The 16,062-nt window shown below is 71.5% G+C and carries 15 protein-coding genes; 5 read left to right on the forward strand and 10 right to left on the reverse strand.

Annotated features, from left to right (window positions below; translation table 11 throughout):
• Positions 1-361: 361 nt before the first annotated feature.
• Positions 362-904 (forward strand): Repetin, encoded by a 543-nt coding sequence (locus tag ACIBK0_RS06275; protein ID WP_399076727.1) that lies wholly within the window; start codon positions 362-364, stop codon positions 902-904.
• Positions 905-927: 23 nt separating this feature from the next.
• On the opposite strand, the gene ACIBK0_RS06280 is transcribed toward ACIBK0_RS06275, so the two are convergent.
• From ACIBK0_RS06280 to ACIBK0_RS06315, 8 genes are all read right to left on the reverse strand, one after another.
• Positions 928-1,308: a DUF742 domain-containing protein gene (locus ACIBK0_RS06280; protein WP_399076217.1), complete on the reverse strand. Its 381-nt coding sequence runs from the start codon at positions 1,306-1,308 to the stop codon at positions 928-930.
• A gap of 7 nt (positions 1,309-1,315) precedes the next feature.
• Positions 1,316-1,807 carry a roadblock/LC7 domain-containing protein gene (locus ACIBK0_RS06285; protein WP_399076219.1) on the reverse strand — a complete coding sequence of 164 codons (492 nt, stop codon included), beginning with the start codon at positions 1,805-1,807 and terminating at the stop codon, positions 1,316-1,318.
• Complete coding sequence (locus ACIBK0_RS06290; protein WP_399076221.1) at positions 1,797-4,157, reverse strand: nitrate- and nitrite sensing domain-containing protein; 2,361 nt, start codon at positions 4,155-4,157, stop codon at positions 1,797-1,799. Before ACIBK0_RS06290 ends, ACIBK0_RS06285 begins: the two co-directional genes overlap by 11 nt.
• Positions 4,158-4,346: 189 nt before the next feature.
• Positions 4,347-5,831, reverse strand: coding sequence for an HAD-IA family hydrolase (locus ACIBK0_RS06295; RefSeq protein ID WP_399076223.1), 1,485 nt, complete (start codon positions 5,829-5,831; stop codon positions 4,347-4,349).
• Between the two features lie 67 nt (positions 5,832-5,898).
• On the reverse strand, positions 5,899-6,975 hold the full coding sequence (locus tag ACIBK0_RS06300; protein ID WP_399076225.1) for an ABC transporter ATP-binding protein: 1,077 nt from the start codon (positions 6,973-6,975) through the stop codon (positions 5,899-5,901).
• Between the two features lie 3 nt (positions 6,976-6,978).
• Positions 6,979-7,791 carry an ABC transporter permease gene (locus tag ACIBK0_RS06305; protein WP_399076227.1) on the reverse strand — a complete coding sequence of 271 codons (813 nt, stop codon included), beginning with the start codon at positions 7,789-7,791 and terminating at the stop codon, positions 6,979-6,981.
• Positions 7,779-8,681 (reverse strand): ABC transporter permease, encoded by a 903-nt coding sequence (locus tag ACIBK0_RS06310; RefSeq protein WP_399076229.1) that lies wholly within the window; start codon positions 8,679-8,681, stop codon positions 7,779-7,781. The genes ACIBK0_RS06305 and ACIBK0_RS06310 overlap by 13 nt, the downstream gene beginning before the upstream one ends.
• Complete coding sequence (locus ACIBK0_RS06315; protein ID WP_399076231.1) at positions 8,678-9,835, reverse strand: ABC transporter substrate-binding protein; 1,158 nt, start codon at positions 9,833-9,835, stop codon at positions 8,678-8,680. Before ACIBK0_RS06315 ends, ACIBK0_RS06310 begins: the two co-directional genes overlap by 4 nt.
• 211 nt (positions 9,836-10,046) lie before the next feature.
• Between ACIBK0_RS06315 and ACIBK0_RS06320 the strand changes: the two genes are divergently transcribed.
• Positions 10,047-10,787 (forward strand): GntR family transcriptional regulator, encoded by a 741-nt coding sequence (locus ACIBK0_RS06320; RefSeq protein WP_399076233.1) that lies wholly within the window; start codon positions 10,047-10,049, stop codon positions 10,785-10,787.
• Positions 10,788-10,879: 92 nt separating this feature from the next.
• Here the strand turns inward: ACIBK0_RS06320 and ACIBK0_RS06325 are convergent, their stop codons facing one another.
• Positions 10,880-11,332, reverse strand: a complete 453-nt coding sequence (locus ACIBK0_RS06325) for an Lrp/AsnC family transcriptional regulator (protein ID WP_015661832.1) — start codon at positions 11,330-11,332, stop codon at positions 10,880-10,882.
• A gap of 10 nt (positions 11,333-11,342) precedes the next feature.
• Positions 11,343-12,836 carry an amino acid permease gene (locus ACIBK0_RS06330; protein ID WP_399076235.1) on the reverse strand — a complete coding sequence of 498 codons (1,494 nt, stop codon included), beginning with the start codon at positions 12,834-12,836 and terminating at the stop codon, positions 11,343-11,345.
• Positions 12,837-13,162: 326 nt separating this feature from the next.
• Between ACIBK0_RS06330 and ACIBK0_RS06335 the strand changes: the two genes are divergently transcribed.
• Genes ACIBK0_RS06335 through ACIBK0_RS06345 form a run of 3 tightly spaced genes read left to right on the forward strand, consistent with a single transcriptional unit; the run spans position 13,163 to position 16,058 of the window.
• Positions 13,163-14,275: an LLM class flavin-dependent oxidoreductase gene (locus tag ACIBK0_RS06335; protein ID WP_399076237.1), complete on the forward strand. Its 1,113-nt coding sequence runs from the start codon at positions 13,163-13,165 to the stop codon at positions 14,273-14,275.
• Positions 14,272-15,108: an SDR family NAD(P)-dependent oxidoreductase gene (locus tag ACIBK0_RS06340; RefSeq protein WP_399076239.1), complete on the forward strand. Its 837-nt coding sequence runs from the start codon at positions 14,272-14,274 to the stop codon at positions 15,106-15,108. Before ACIBK0_RS06335 ends, ACIBK0_RS06340 begins: the two co-directional genes overlap by 4 nt.
• Positions 15,105-16,058, forward strand: a complete 954-nt coding sequence (locus ACIBK0_RS06345) for a GDSL-type esterase/lipase family protein (protein ID WP_399076241.1) — start codon at positions 15,105-15,107, stop codon at positions 16,056-16,058. The genes ACIBK0_RS06340 and ACIBK0_RS06345 overlap by 4 nt, the downstream gene beginning before the upstream one ends.
• Positions 16,059-16,062: the final 4 nt, after the last annotated feature.

Here is a 16,062-nt window from a genome sequence, read left to right on the forward strand (position 1 = left end):
GGTACGGAGGGTTTGGGGTAAGCGGCGCCGGGCGGTGCGGGGCCGTGCCCGCACTTCGCCGGGGTCGCTTGGATAGACGGTACGGGCGGCGGCCTCGACCGGACAAGAAGGACCCGTTGCGCGCCACTGAACGAATCGTTGCGTGCCCCAGGGGCCCGGCGGCGATTCGTTGCGCACCCTCGTACGTAGCCCGAATCCCCCGTGGGCGTAGCCCGGATCCGCCTTGAGGCGCAGGTCACAGGCGTGGCCCCCGCCGGACGGCGGAGGGGCGGTGACGTCCGCGGCACGATGTGCCCGCCGAGCGTCGGCGGAACAGTGGTGACTGTCCGTTTCACCTGCAGAAAGGACTGTCATGAGCCGCCTGGACCGTCGTACGAAGCTCATCGCGCTCGGTACCGCCGTGCTCCTCTCCGCCGCGGCGGCCGGATCCGCCGCCGCGTCCGGCACCGGGCATCAGGACAAGCGGGAGGCCGCCGCGCTCACCGGAACCGCCAAGCTGTACCGGTCGGCGGGCGACGACATCACCTTCTCCTTCGACGCCCACCTCGCGGCCAAGGACAACGACAACCCGCTGAAGGCCACCGGCACCTTCGCGTGGAGTCACTACATCGACGGTGACGGGGCCTGGGCCAAGGCCAGGGTCGACTGCCTGCTCACCGGGGGCAAGGTCGCCGTCGTCTCCGGAGTGATCACCGACTCCGACCTGCCCGGTGCGAAGGGCAGGCGGGTCGGCATCACGGTCCACGACCTCGGCCACCACGACCGGCTGGGCTACAGCTGGGCGTCGGTCGGCAGTCCGGTGGAGACCAAGGACCTGCCGAAGTGCGTCGGTTCCGCGCCCTTCGAGAAGGTGAAGCAGGGCACGGGCGACTACACGGTCGTGCCCTGGCAGCCCGCGTTCTAGTGCTTATGGCTCGGGCCCGGTTCTCACAGCTCGCGGAGCCGCTCCACGATCTCGCGCAGCAGCTCCGGGTCGGCCGCCGGTCCGCCGGGCGCCGGCCGCCGCGGTGCGTCGATGCGCACCAGACCGGCCTCGGCCAGGTCGCCGAGCAGCACACGTACGACGGTCAGGGGCAGGTCGGCGTCCGCGGCCAGTTCGACGACCGGCCGGGCTCCGCGGCGCACCAGGTCGAGCAGGGCGGCGCGGGCGTGGTCGACGCCCGGCTGTCCCTCGTCCGTCCGCGCGGCCGTGACCTGCGACATCAGATCGATGGTGTGCCGGTCCGAGGGCCGGGTCCGGCCCCGCGTCACGGTGTAGGGCCGCACCATCGAGCCGGTTTCGTCCTCGTACCAATGGTCGTCGGTCACGGGCGGATCAGGGGCCCGCGGGGTCGGCGGCCGATCGTACGGCGGCGGCCATGTGGCGGCCGACGCGGCGGACGAGCAGCGCCATCTCGTGGGCGAGCTGTCCGACGTCCGTCTGCACCTCGCTCAGGACGGCCAGCCGACTGCCGTCACCCGCCGGGGTGATGAAGAGGTAGGCGTCGTCGAGCATCACCATGGTCTGGCGCACCTCCCCCGCGGCGAAGCGCTCACCGGCCGACCGGGCGAGACTGTGGAAGCCGGAGCAGACGGCGGCGAGATGCTCGATGTCCCCTCTGCGCATGCCGTCCGAGCAGCTGAGCGGGAGGCCGTCGGCGGTGAGGAGCACGGCCTGGCGGACGTGGTCGGTTCGGGCCACGAGGTCGTCGAGCAGCCAGCCGAGATCGGTGCCGGGCTGTTCGGGGTCGATGCCGGGCGGTTCGGGGGTGATGCCCGGGAGCTCGGAGAGCTGGGCGGGGTGCTCGGGGGTCTGGTCAGGGCGCATTGTCGGCGGCCGTTCCTTCCTCGGTGTCGGTTCGCTGCGCGGGGCCGGGTTCCGTCGGCAGGCCCTTGCGGCCTCGGTCGAGGCCGCGCTGGAAGGCGCCGAAGACCGCGCGGATCTCCTCGGGCGTGACCTCGCGCTCCGACGTCCCGTCGGGTGCCGGAACCTCGGTGCGCAGCTCGGGGGCGAGGGAGGTCTGGCGGACGCGGGTGGGCAGGGCGGGCGACTCCGAGGCCGGACCGCTCTCCGGCATACGGCCCAGGCTCAGGACCTGCTCCTGCTCTCGTTCCTGCGCCCGATCCCGCTCCCACTCCTGGCCATGCTCCCGCTCCTGCTCGTGCTCCTGCTGCGCCGCGCGCTGTTCCTGGAGGACCGCGGTTCCCCTCCGGGAGGGCAGCGCCCGCCGCTCCGCGTCCGCCACCGACTCCGGCCGCTCGGGTTCGATCGGCGCGAGGACCGCCTCCGGCAGCAGCACCACCGCCGTCGTACCGCCGTACGGCGACCGGCACAGCGTGACCTCGATGCCGTGGCGTGCGGCGAGCCGCCCCACCACGTACAGCCCCAGCCGGTCGTGGCGGGTCGGGTCGAAGTCGTCCGGCGTGGTGAGGGTGCGGTGGGCTTCCTCGAGCTGCTCGGGCTCGAGGCCGAGGCCCCGGTCGTCGATCTCCAGGACGAAGCCACCCCCGGCCCGGCCGGTGCGCAGGGTGACCTGGGTGTGGGGCGGCGAGAACACGGTGGCGTTCTCGACGAGTTCGGCGATCAGATGGGCGACGTCGGCGACGGCGTCCGCCGCGACACCCACCTCCGGCATCGGCGGGATCACGACGCGCGCGTAGTCCTCGATCTCGCTCACCGCGGAGGACACCACGTGGGCGATGGGTACGGGCCGCCGCCATTTGCGGCCGGGCGCCGCGCCGGACAGGATGATCAGGCTCTCGGCGTGCCGCCGCATGCGGGTGGTGAGGTGGTCGATCCGGAACAGGTCCTCCAGGACGTCCGGGTCGTTGGTGCGCCGCTCCAGCGTGTCGACGAGTTTGAGCTGGCGGTGCACGAGCGCCTGATTGCGGCGGGCGATGTTGAGGAGCACGGCGAACAACCCGCGGCGCAGGGTGGCCTGCTTGACGGCGGCCTCGACGGCCGCGAGGCGGGCGGTGTTGAAGGACCGGCCGACCTGTCCGATCTCGTCGGCACCCGCCTCCCCGTCGGCCAGCGGCGGAGCCTCGGCGGCGGCGTCCACGTCCTCGCCCGCGCTCAACCGCCGCATCACGTCCGGCAGTTGGCGGGAGCTCAGGAGGTCGGCGGCGTCCCGCAGCGTTTCCAGGCGGCGCGAGATACGACGGGCGCCGCGCACGGCGAACCACAGGGACACTGCCACGGCGGCGAGTCCGAGCACTCCGACGACGGCGGCCTTGGCCAGCTCCCGGTAGGCGAACTCCCGCCCGCGCTCCGCGGAGTTGACGGCCGACCGGGTGCACATCTGCATGTAGCGCTTGACGGCCCGGTCGGTGGTGGTGCGCCAGGAGTCGGCCGCGACGGCCTCGCCCGCACGCTGCGCGCCCGCCCGCAGCAGGGCGTCCTCGCCCCGGGTCAACTGCCGGTGGAGGCCCCCGCGCTGGAACTCCTCGAAGAGGGAGCGCGAGTCGGCGGGCAGGTCGGGCACATACGTCCGCTCGAAGACCCGGCGGTCCTCGATCGTCGCGGTCAGCGTGTCGTACTGGCGGTCGCTGAGCGATCCGGCAGCCCGCGCCCCGGCGACGAGGGCGTCCTCGCGCGACACGAACTCCCGTACCCGCACCAGCTCGATGACGACCTGGGCCTCGCGCGCGAGCTGACCGGCCTGCAGCGCGGTGAGCGCGGACTGGACGTCGAAGCCCGGTTCCACGAGTGTGCTGTACTCGCTGACCGCCCGGTCCCAGGAGATGGCGCGGGACAGCACGCGCTCCCGCAGCCCCTCCAGCCCGTCGACGGAATGGAGCATGGCGTCGAGCGCCTGTCGCTGCCGGTCGGACAGCCGGCCGCGGTCCCCGTCCCGGATCGCGTCCCGCATGGCGGTCACGGCGCGGTCGGTGCGGCGCTGCTGCTCCAGCAGCTCGACGGCCGCCGCCGTACCTTGATTCGCCCCCAGGTACGCGGCCGCAAGCCGCCGTTCGATCTGGATCTGGCCGACCGCCGTGTCGACCGGTGTGCCGAAGTCGACGTACACCCCCTGGACCCGGACGAGCGCGCGCAGTTCGCCGGTGACGGACACCATGGCGAAGCTCCACAGCGCCATGAGGGCGATCATCGGAGCGAGCGCGAGCGCCACGATGCGCGTACGGACCGTGGTGGGACGGCCGAAGGGCCAGCGGCGCATGGTCTCCCCAGGACGACAGGACGGTCGGGCGGCCGGGCGACGCGTGGTTACCCATCGGTGTTACCCGCTGGTAGCGAGCGCGGATCAACCTACGGGATGACGCACCCGGATCGCAATGGCTTCCTGAACTGACTGTTTGTTCCATACGAGGGGAGTGCTCGGTCCACTCAACGCCCGGTGCGTGCGCGGTCAGTCGGCCCGGGGCACGGTGAAGGTGGTGACGACGGCGGCGTGGTCCGACGGCCAGTGGTTGCCGGCGACGTCGGGCCAGGGGCGCGGGGTGCCGCTGACGAACGTGCGCGAGTCGCGCACCCGCAGGCCGCGATGCAGGATGAAGTCGATCCGGTCCTGCGGCTCGGGCCGCCCGCTGCCGTCCTCGTGCTCCACGTGGATCGGCGACCAGGTGTGCCCCGGATCCCGTACGGGGTCGGGGTGGGCCTCGCGGTAGGAGTCGCGCAGGCCCGCCTCCTCGGCGGCCTTGGTCACCGGCCACTCGACGTCCGGCCAGTCCAGGTGCGAGGGCGCGTTGAAGTCACCGACCAGCACCACGGGGGTGGCCTCGGTGGCGGACTCCGCGATCCGCCGGAGGATCTCCCGCATCTGCTCCAGCCGTACGGCTTCGTGGGCGATGAGTTCGCCGGCCGGGAGCCGGTCGAAGGCGGCCTCGTACGGCCCGTACGGCGTGTAGTCGAGGTGGGCGCTCCAGACGTCGACCTCCTGTCCGCCGTCCAGCCGGATCCGGACGCCGGTCCCCCCGTAGAAACCGACGTCCGGATCGCCGAGGCGGGCGGTGATCGGATAGCGGCTGATGACGCCGAGGTTCTCGCCCGCCCGGTGGTGGTGCCAGCCGAGCGCCACGGCGAGTTCCTCCGCAGAGTTCCCGTACGTCTCCTGAAGACCGACCACGTCCGCGCCCGTCTCCGCGATGGCCTTGAGCTGCTTCTCGCGGTGGTCGTCCACCTTGGTGCCGCCGTACCAGAGGTTCCAGCTCATCACCCGCAGCTCGCGGGGCGCGACCATGGCGCGCAGCCGTGCCGGGGTCACCTCCTCCAGGCTGGCGAGGACGGTGCGCCCGGCCGCGGGGGCGATCGGCGCGAGGGAGGGCACCGCGAGCACGGCGCAGCCCGCCGCCTCGGCGGAGGCGACGCCCGTCCGGGTGTCCTCGACGGCGACGCACGCGGCGGGCTCGACCCCCAGGGCGCGGCAGGCGGCGAGGTACGGGTCGGGGGCGGGCTTGGTGCGCTCGGTGTCATCGGCGGTGACGGAGACGGCGAAGTGTCCGGCGCCGAGGGCTTCCAGCACGGTGTCGGCGACCGCGCGCGGGGATGCGGTGACGAGGGCGGTGGGGACGCCCTCGTGCACCAGTTCCTGGAGGAGTCGCAGGGCTCCCGGCCGGGGCACGACGCCGGTGCGGACACGGTCCGCGAACTCCCGGTGCAGCTCGCCGGCGATCTCCTCGGCCGGGGCGTCCGTGATCCCGCCCAACCAGGCCGCGGTGTATTCGACGGGCCGCCCGAGCACCTCGGCCTGGTCGGCGCCCGTCAGCGGACGCCCGAGCCCGTCGGCCACCTGCTCCACCGCCTCCCACCACAGCCGCTCGGTGTCCACGAGCGTGCCGTCCATGTCGAACAGGACGGCCTGGAGCGTGAGTTGGGGGGTGGTGCGGTGGGTCACGGTGCTCTCTTTCGTCGGTGGGGCGGTCTCGGTGGCCGGGCTCCGGCGTGCGAAACCCGGCCCTTCTTCAGTTCGTGCGCTCGGCGACCAGCACCGCCCGCTCCGGCAGTCCCACCGTCACGGCGGCACCCGATCCGAGCGCCGCGGCCTCGTGCGTGGGCAGGTCGGCCTTGACCTCGGTGCCGTCCGCGAGCCGCACGGTGACCCGGGTGGCCGCCCCGAGGAAGGCGGTCGCCACGACGCGCGCGTCACCGGCGTCGTCCGAGCGCACCCGCACCGCCTCGGGCCGTACGAGCACATCCACCTCCGGTACGGCGGGCGCGTCCCCGTCCACCGGCAGCCGCTGACCGAGCACCTCGACCGTCTCGCCGTCCAGGTGTCCCGGAATCCGGCTCATCGTGCCCACGAACTCGGCGACGAAGGCGGTGGCGGGACGCCGGTACAACTCGGCGGGCGCGGCGCACTGTTCGAGCTTCCCGGCCCGCATGACCGCGACCCGGTCCGCCATGGACAACGCCTCTTCCTGATCGTGCGTCACGAACAGGGTGGTGATGCCGAGTTCCTGCTGGAGACGGCGGATCTCCTCGCGAAGCGTGAGCCGCACCTTGGCGTCCAGCGCGGACAGCGGCTCGTCGAGCAGCAGCACGCGCGGCCGCAGGGCGAGCGCGCGAGCGAGTGCGATGCGCTGCTGCTGGCCACCGGAAAGCTGGTGCGGGAACCGCTCGCCCTTGTCGGCGAGACCCACGAGGTCGAGCAACTCGGCGGCACGGGAGCGCCGTTCGGCCGTACGTACCTTGCGCATCCGCAGTCCGAAGGCCACGTTGTCGAGGGCGCTCAGATGCGGGAAGAGGCTGTACGACTGGAAGACCATCCCCGCGTCACGACGGTGCGCCGGGACGCGCGTGACGTCCTCGCCGTCGACCAACACCTCACCGGAGTCGGGGTGTTCGAATCCGGCCAGCATGCGCAGCGCGGTGGTCTTGCCGCATCCGGACGGGCCGAGCAGGGCGAGGAGTTCGCCGGGCTGAACGGTGAGGTCAAATCCGTCGAGGGCGACGGTCGGGCCGAACTCCCGGCGCAGGCCCCGGAATTCAACGGTGGCGGCCTTGGCGTCGGCGGCCTTCTCAAGCGTGGTGACGGTCATGGTTCATCCCCGGGAAGCGGTACGGGAGCGCCCGCCGAGCCCGGCGAGCGAAAGAAGCAGGGCCCAGGTGACGAGCAGACTGAGCACGGAGACGGCGACGGACAGCTGGGCCTGCGAGCCGCCGACGCTGTAGATCCACACGGCGAACGGCTGGAAGCCGAGCAACTGGGCGACCGTGAACTCGCCGAGGACCAACGCCAGCGTGAGGAAGGAGGCGTTGAGCAGCGCCCCGCGCAGATTGGGCAGCACGACCCGGACCAGCGCCTGCGGCCAGCCCGCGCCGCAGCTGCGGGCGGCCTCGACGAGGGTGCGCACGTCGATGGCGCGCAGTCCGGCGTCCAGCGCCCGGTACACGAAGGGCAGCGCCATCACGACGTACGCGAGGACGAGCACCATGGGGAAGTCGGGGTTCTGGATCGCCACGAACGTCTGGAACAGCGGGGTGCGCGAGAGGTGCTCGGGCCCCCACTTCAGCACGGTGGCGATCCCGGCGACGAAGGCGATCGGCGGCACGACCAACGGCAGGGAGCACACCACCTCGACCACCGGCCGCAGCCGAGGCGCCCCGAGCCGCAGCGCGACCATCGCGGGCACCATCAGGAGCAGCACCATGGCGATGGTGGCGGCGGCCAGTTCCAGCGAGAGCAGCAGGCTGGAGACGAAACCGTCGGTCGAGACGATCTGGCTGTACGCGTCGAAGGTGACGCCCTGGCCCGGCACGTCGACCGTGAAGATCACCGACGCGGCGAGCGGGACCAGGAAGTAAAGCGCGGCGCAGCCGAGGACGACCCAGCGCCACAGGTTCAGGCGAGCCATCGCGCACTCCGTCGTTGCAGGGGCAGATACACGGCCATGACCAGGCCCGCGACAAGGACCATGTCGAGGCTGAGGGCGAGCGCCACGTTCTCCTGGCCGACCAGCACGTTGCCGGAGATGGCGTCGGCGATCTGCAGTGTGACCAGCGGAACCGCGCTGCCCACCATGGCAGCGGCGGTGGCGTACGCGGCGAACGCGCTGCCGAAGAGCAGCACCAGGCCGCCGAGCAGCGAGGGCGCGAGGACGGGCAGCGCCACGTGCCGCCAGTACTGGACGGCGGTGGCGCCGTTGTTCTGCGCGGCCTCGCGCCACTGGGAGCGCAGGCCCTCCAGGGCGGGGGTGATGGTGAGGACCATCAGCGGGATCAGGAAGTACAGGTAGACGATGACCAGACCCCAGAAGCTGTAGAGGTTCCAGCCCTTGTCGGTCAGGCCCAAGTGCCGGGTCAGCACACCGGAGTTGCCGAGGGTGGCGACGAAGGCGAAGGCCAGCGGAACCCCGCCGAAGTTGGCTAGGACGCCGGACGCGGTGAGCACGGCCTCGCGCAGCGCGCGCCGGCGCGAGGTCACCACGGCCTGGGCGAGCGGCAGTCCGAGGACGGTCGCAATGCCCGCGGAGACGGCGGAGAGTTTGACGCTGCCGATCAGGGCGGTGAGGTACGCGCCCTGCAGCGAGCCGGTCAGATTGGCCGCGGTGTACGACGTGGCGCCGGTGGCCTGGTCCTTGACCGTGAAGGCGCCGTTCAGCATGGCCAGGGCGGGAATCCCGAAGGCGATGCCCACGACGACGAGCAGCGGGGCGACGGCGAGCCAGCCGGGCGCGCGGCGCCGCCGCTGGTCAGCAGCGGCGGGCGCCACGTCGGCCGGGGCCTCGGTGAGGACGGTGGTCATCCGGAGACGGCCTTGCCCCAGCCCTGGGCGAGAACGCCCTTGGCCTTGCTCTGCTGGGCCTCGGTCGGGAAGCTCGGCGTGCCCGAGACCTCGGGGAGCTTGGCGGCGGCGGTCTTGTCGAGCGTGCCGGCCTTGTCCATGGCGGTCATCAGGGCCGGGCGGGCGTAGCCCTTGAGCCAGAGGTTCTGGCCCTCGGCGCTGTACAGGTACTCCTGCCACAGCCGAGCGGTCGCCGGGTGCGGGGCGTCCTTGTTGATGGCCTGCGAGTAGTACTGGGAGAACTGGCCGTCCGTCGGGACGGTGACCTTCCAGTCGACGCCCTTGGACTTGAACTCGTCGGCGTAACCGGCGTTCAGGTAGTCCCAGTCGATGCTGATGGGCGTCTCGCCCTTCTCGACGGTGGCCGGCGTCGACTCGACGGGCGTGTAGTTGCCGTTCTTCTTCAGCTTGGCGAAGAAGTCGAGGCCGGGCTGGATGTCGTCGAAGGAGCCGCCGCTCGCGAGCGAGGCCGCGTACACACCGCCGAAGGCCGAACCCGACTTGGTGGGGTTGCCGTTGAGGGCCACCTGGCCCTTGTACTGCGGCTTCAGCAGGTCCTTGAAGGTCGTCGGGCACTCCTTGACCTTCTTGGCGTCGCAGCCGATGGAGATGTAGCCGCCGTAGTCGTTGTACCACTGGCCCTTCGGGTCCTTCTGCCCCTCGGGGATGTCACCGAAGGCGCTCACCTTGTACGGCGCGAGCAACCCCTGCTGGGCGGCGCTGAGCGCGAACGAGCTGCCCAGGTCGAGGACGTCGGGCGCGCGGTCCTGGCCCTTGCGCGACGTGACGGCGTTGATCTCGTCCTGGCTGGCGCCGTCCGGGTTCTCGACCTCGACCTTGATGCCGTACTTCTTCTTGAAACCGTCGATCAGGGCGCCGTAGTTGGCCCAGTCGCGGGGCAGCGCGATCGCGTGCAGCGTGCCCTCCTTCTTGGCGGCCTTGACCAGGGCGTCGAGGCCACCGAAGTCCGCGGCCGAGGTCGCGGTGGCCGCGGACTTGCCGTTGGCGGTGGTCGCCTTGTCGTCGGGAGCGGCGCCACAGGCGCTCAGGGCGAGTGCGGCGGCGACGGCGAGGCCGCCGGTGAGGACGGCGGTCCTCGGCAGGAACACGGTCACGGTCTCTCCAGGAGTACGCACGAGGGTGGGGTGGGACGGAAAACTTGTCTGAACAAGTTGGCCCAAGTAGGCCCGGAGATGGTGTCCCGTTCGTAAACTTTGGCGAAACCGTGACCCGCGATTCCCTGCACAATCCCGCTCCGCGCAGATCACGGCTGTATCTCGATTAGGCTGGTCACGCTGTGCACAGAAGTCGAATCAGAGGGGAAGCATGGCGGCGCGACACGAGGAGATCGCCGACGAGCTGCGGCGGGCGATCGACCGCGAGGAGTACACGGTGGGCAGTCTGCTGCCCGCGGAGACGGACCTCGCTGCCCACTACGGCGTCTCGCGCGGCACGGTTCGTCAGGCCGTCGCGGCCCTGACCGCCGAGGGGCTCATCGGCTCCCGCCAGGGCGCCCGCCGGGTGGTCCTGGCCAGCCGCCGCAGCCAGAGCTTCGCCGAACTGCGCAGCTTCGCCCAGTGGGCGCGCGCGATGGGGCGCGAGGCTACGGGTCATGTGGTGTCCCAGGAATACCGGCCGGCGACCGCGGAGGACGCCGTACGCCTCCAACTACCCGAGAAAACATCCGTGTTGCACGTCCTGCGCATCCGCGGCCTGGACGGCGAGCCGGTCCTGCTGGAGCGGACCGTGTACGCGGACTGGATCTCCCCCGCCGTCGAGGCCATCGAGCCGGAGTGCCCCTCGGTCACCCAGCGGCTCTTCGAGGACACCGGTTTGGTCTTCGCCTACGGCGAGCACGTCATCGACGCGGTGGCGGCCGGCGCCCAGGACGCCGACCTCCTGAGCATCCGCCGCACCAGCCCGCTCCTGCGCGTCCGCCGCGTCACCACCACACGCGAAGGGCGCCCGGTGGAGTGGTCGGACGACCGCTACCGCTCGGACGCGGTCAGCTTCAGCGTTCACAATTCCATCGGCAACAACGCCCTGGCCCGCAAGACGGCGGAGTGAGCGGCAGCGCCTCGTCGAGGTCGCGGGCAACGTCGCGACAGCCACACACGGTCCGCCGCCGCGAACCGGCCCCACCGGCCCCTCGGAGGCACCTACGTGGGCGACCCGGAAGAAAACCGCCGCAGCAAAGGCGAGAGCACCAGCACGGACTTCGTACGCTCCACGAAGGGCTCGCCCGCGATCCGCTCAAGGACCCGCTCGAAGTGCCGCATGTCGGAGGCGAAGACCTGCACGACCGCGTCCGCCTCCCCGGTGACGGTGGAGGCGGCCACGACTTCCTGATACCGCTCGAGCCCTCGCTGAATCGTCTCCGGCGAGGTGTTCCGGCGGCAGTAGATCTCGACGAACCCCTCGGTCTCCCACCCGAGCGCCGCCGGGTCCACCCGGACGGTGAATCCGGTGATGGCGCCGGTGGCACGCAACCGGTCCACCCGTCGCTTCACGGCCGGCGCGGACAGTCCGACCAGTTGGCCGATGTCGGCGTAGGAGCGGCGGGCGTCCTCGGCGAGGGCGTGCACGATGCGTTCGTCGAGATCGTTCAGCACTGCGGGTGGTTCACTTTTCTGCGAGTGGTTCTGCGGTTGCGGCTTCCGCGGTGGCGACACGGGACCGGCGGTAGCCGTAACTGAAGTAGAACACGAGCCCGACGGCCATCCAGACCCCGAAGACCACCCAGGTGACGGTCGACAGGCTGCCCATCATCCACACGCACAGGGCGAAGCCGATCGCGGGCAGCACGGGCGACAGCGGAACCCGGAAGGTGCGCCGCATGTCCGGGCGTGTCCGGCGCAGCACGACAACGGCGATGTTGACCAGCGCGAAGGCGAAGAGCGTACCGATGCTGGTGGCATCGGCGAGCTGGCCGAGCGGAATCGCGGCGGCGAGGACGCCGCAGAACAGCGAGACGATCACGGTGTTGGCACGGGGCGTACCCGTCCTCGGGTCGACCCGCGCGAAGACCTTGGGCACCAGCCCGTCACGGGACATCGCGAAGAGGATGCGGGTCTGGCCGTACAGCACGGTCAGGACGACGCTCGCGATGGCGATGACGGCGCAGGCGGCCAGCAGCGTGCCCCAGAAGGTCTGCCCGGTGACGTCCTTCATGATCTCGGCGAGCGCGGCCTCCGAGTCGTTGAACCGCTGCCAGGGCTTCGCTCCGACGGCGACGGCCGCGACGAGGACGTACAGGGCTGTCACGATGACCAGCGAGAGCATGATTGCGCGCGGCAGGTCGCGCTGCGCGTTCTTCGCCTCCTCACCGGCGGTGGAGGCGGCGTCGAAGCCGATGTACGAGAAGAAGAGCGTGGCCCCGGCGGCGCTGACGCCCGCCATGCCGAGCGGCATGAAGTGCTCGTAGTTGCCGGACCGGAAGCCCTGGATGCCGATCGCGCAGAAGAGCACCAGCGAGGCGATCTTCACGCACACCATGATCGTGTTGGCGCGCGCCGACTCCTTCGCCCCGCCGAGCAGGAACGCCATGGCGAGCAGCACCACGATCAGCGCGGGCAGGTTGAAGATGCCGCCGTCGCCGGGCGGCGCGGACAGGGCGTCCGGGATGGTGACGCCGATCGTGCCGTCGAGCAGCTCGTTCAGGTACTCGCCCCAGCCGACCGCGACCGCGGCCACCGACACGCCGTACTCCAGGACCAGACACCAGCCGCAGATCCAGGCGATCAGCTCGCCCATCGTTGCGTACGCATACGAGTACGAGGACCCCGAGACCGGGATGGTGCCCGCCAGCTCGGCGTAGGAGAGGGCGGAGAAGAGCGCCGTGAGACCGGCGATCACGAAGGACAGGGTGACCGCGGGCCCGGCCTTGGGGACGGCCTCGCCGAGGACGACGAAGATGCCGGTGCCGAGCGTGGCACCGATGCTGATCATGGTCAGCTGCCACAGTCCGAGGGAGCGCCGCAGGGTGCCACCCTCTCCCTGGCCGCCCTCGGCGATCAGGCGTTCCACAGGCTTGCGGCGCATGAGGCGCGCGCCGATCCCCGGGGACGGTGGGGCGGATGTGGTGCGGGACTGCGGGGGTGCGCCTTGGTCGAGCACGCGCTGGCTCCTTCATCGCTGCCGGTCGGGACGGCGGAGACCGGCGGCACCCCTGCGAGCAGGAACCCACCGAGCGGGGTCCCCGCCACGCCTCTGTACAGCGCATGACCCTATGAGTCCGGCCTTCACGGGCGTAATGCAGCAACCTTGCGCATCTCCGCAAGATCGTTGCGTTCATCGCATCCCGGCGCATGTTCGTTGCGCGGGACCTTTCGATGGTTGCGCAAGGCGCCTTTCCGCGCCTGGACAGGTTCCTGAAGCCGTATGGATTGACACCTCGTCAGGTCTGCTTCATGGTGCTCGCCACTCGATACGGGAGGCACGGCATGGACCTGGATGTCCTGTACGAGATCGACGTACCGAAGCCCTGGAAGGGGCCGCACCCCTACGGTCAGCGCGCGGCCGAGCAGCGGGCGTACCGCGAGGCCGTGGAGCAGATCCGGCTGGCCGACCGGATGGGCTTCCGCACGGTGTGGGCGGTGGAGCACCACTTCCGCGAGGGGCGCTCGCACTGCCCCGCCCCGGAGGTGCTGCTGGGCCATCTCGCGGCGCTGACCGAGCGCATCCGGCTGGGCTTCGGCGTGACCCTCACGCCCTTCGGCTTCACGCCCCCGCAGCGGATCGCGGAGAAGGTCGCCGCCGTCGACGTACTGTCCGACGGACGCGTGGAGTGGGGCACCGGCCGGTCAACGCCCATGGAGCAGACGGCATTCGGCGTGGACCGCGCCAACTCCCGCGAGGACTGGCGCGAGGCCATCGAGATCGTCACCGGAATGTGGCGCGAGGAGTACTTCGCCTACGAGTCGCCGCGCTTCGCCTTCCCCCGCCGCATGGTCACCCCGAAACCGGTCCAGGACCCGCATCCGCCCTGCTGGATGGCGGCGACCTCGCCCGGCTCGGCCGAGGTCGCGGGCGCGAGCGGTCTCGGCCTGCTCTCGTTCTCGATCATGCAGCCGCTGGAGGCGATGGCCCGTCAGGTCTCCGCCTACCGCGCGGCGGCCCTCGCCCCGCACCCGATCACGGACGTCACGACGGACCGCGTCGCCGCGTACACCCTCGTCCACGCCGCGGACCGTCCGGGCAGGCGCGTCTGGGACTCGGTCGCCTGGTGGTACGAGAACCTCGCGCGCTTCACCCTGGACTGGGAGCTCCCCCATCTCTCCCCCCACGAGCGTGAGCGGGCCTTTCCGCTCCTCAGTCCGATCCTCCAAGGTGCCGTTCCTGTGCGGGAGTTCAACGACGGCGACATGATCCTCATCGGCGACGCGGAGACGATCGTCCGCAAGGCGAAACACTATGCGGACCTCGGCATCGACCAGCTCATCTGCTACGTCCAGTGGGGCTATCTGGAGCACCGGGAGATCCTGCGCACGATCGAGATCCTCGGGAAGGAAGTCATCCCCGAGCTGGCGGGGTACCGACCGAAGGCGGCGCCATGACCCCAGGCCCTACCACCCCTGACCCCTCGACCGCTGTGGACACGTCCCCGGTGCCCGACTACGCCTCCCTCCACCGCCTCGACGGTCGGCCGTTCGTCCTCCTGGGCGCCGGAAACGGCATCGGCCGCCAGACCGCACACGCGCTCACCTCACTGGGCGCCCGGCTGCTCTGCGTCGACGTGGACAAGGAACGCGCGGAGGCCGTCGCCGTCGAGACGGGCGGCGTACCGTACGTCGCCGACGCGACCGAACGGGAAGCCGTACGCAACCTCTTCACGTATGCCGTACGGGAGTTGGGCCCGGTCGGCGGAGTCGTCGACATCGTCGGCATGGCGCGGTACGGCCCCCTCGACGCGATGGACGACCAGGCCTGGGACTGGCACTTCGACATGGTGCTGCGACACGCGTGGCTCGCGGTCCAGTACGGCGGCCCGGCGGTCGCCGAATCCGGCGGTGGCCCCCTCGTCTTCGTCGCCTCCGTCTCCGGCCTGACCTCCGCACCGCTGCACGCCGCGTACGGCGCCGCGAAGGCCGGCCTCGTGTCGCTGGTCCGCTCGGCGGCGGTGGAGTACGGACCACGCGGAGTGCGGGTCAACGCCGTGGCGCCCGGGGCGGTCTGGACGCCCCGGGTGGCTGCGTTGCTGGGCACGGAGGGCCGCCGCCGCAACGCGGAGAACGCCCCGCTCGGGCGCATGGCCGAGCCCGCCGACATCGCCTCGGCCCTGCTCTTCCTGGCATCCCCGCTCTCCTCGTACGTCACCGGTCAGACCCTCGTCGTGGACGGCGGCGTCACGGTCAAGTTCCCGTACCCGACGATCGGCGGCCCACGATGACGAGCCTCCTGCGCGGCATCGCCTGGCGGTCGCACGACGGCCGTCCGCTGCGGGCCGACCCGGCCGACCGGGACCGGCTGCCGGCCGACACGTGGTCGCGGGCGCTCGTACCGGCGGGCGTACGCCTGGAGTTGAGGTGTCACGGGGCGTCCGCACTGCGGATCCGGTACGCGGCGTCGGAACCGTCCCTCGCGGACACCTACCGCCCCCACGCCCCCGTCTTCACTCTGCTGTCCGGCGACGAGGTGGCGGACGAGACCTCGGCGCACCCGACGTACGACGGCACGGCGGTTCTCCAACTCCCTCATCCGGACGGGGAGTTCACGGTCCACCTGCCGGAAGCCCTGTGCCCGGTGATCCGGACGGTCGACACGGACGCGGGCACGATCGAGCCCACTCCCGCACGCCCCCGCTGGCTCGTCCACGGCGACTCGATCGTCGAGGGCTGGGCGGCGTCCCGCCCGCACCTCGCCTGGCCCGCCATCGCCGGACGTGCCCTGGGCGTCGACACGGTGAACCTCGGCTACGCGGGCGCGGCGCGCGGCGAACTCGCCTCGGCCGAGCAACTGGCCTCGCTCGACGCCGACTTGATCACTGTCGCCTTCGGCACGAACTGCTGGGCGCGGACCCCGCATTCGGCCCCGCTGCTGCATGAGGTGACCCGCGCGTTCCTGGCGGTCGTCCGCCGGGCCCACCCGCACGTCCCCCTGCTGGTCGTCTCCCCCGTCGTACGCCCGGGCGCGGAGGCGACCCCGAACCGCCTGGGCGCCACGCTGACGGACTTGCGCAACGCGGTGGAGCGGGCCGCACGCGAGGTCCCCCTGCTCCCCGGAGGCCGACTCCTGGACGCCGCCCATCTGGTGGACGGCGTACACCCCGGCGACGAGGGGCACGCGCTACTGGCGGAGGCGGTGGTCGAGGCGATACGGAAGACGGAGCGGCGTCCCTGAGGGC

This window comes from Streptomyces sp. NPDC050564 (genome assembly GCF_044457265.1).
GTDB lineage: Bacteria > Actinomycetota > Actinomycetes > Streptomycetales > Streptomycetaceae > Streptomyces.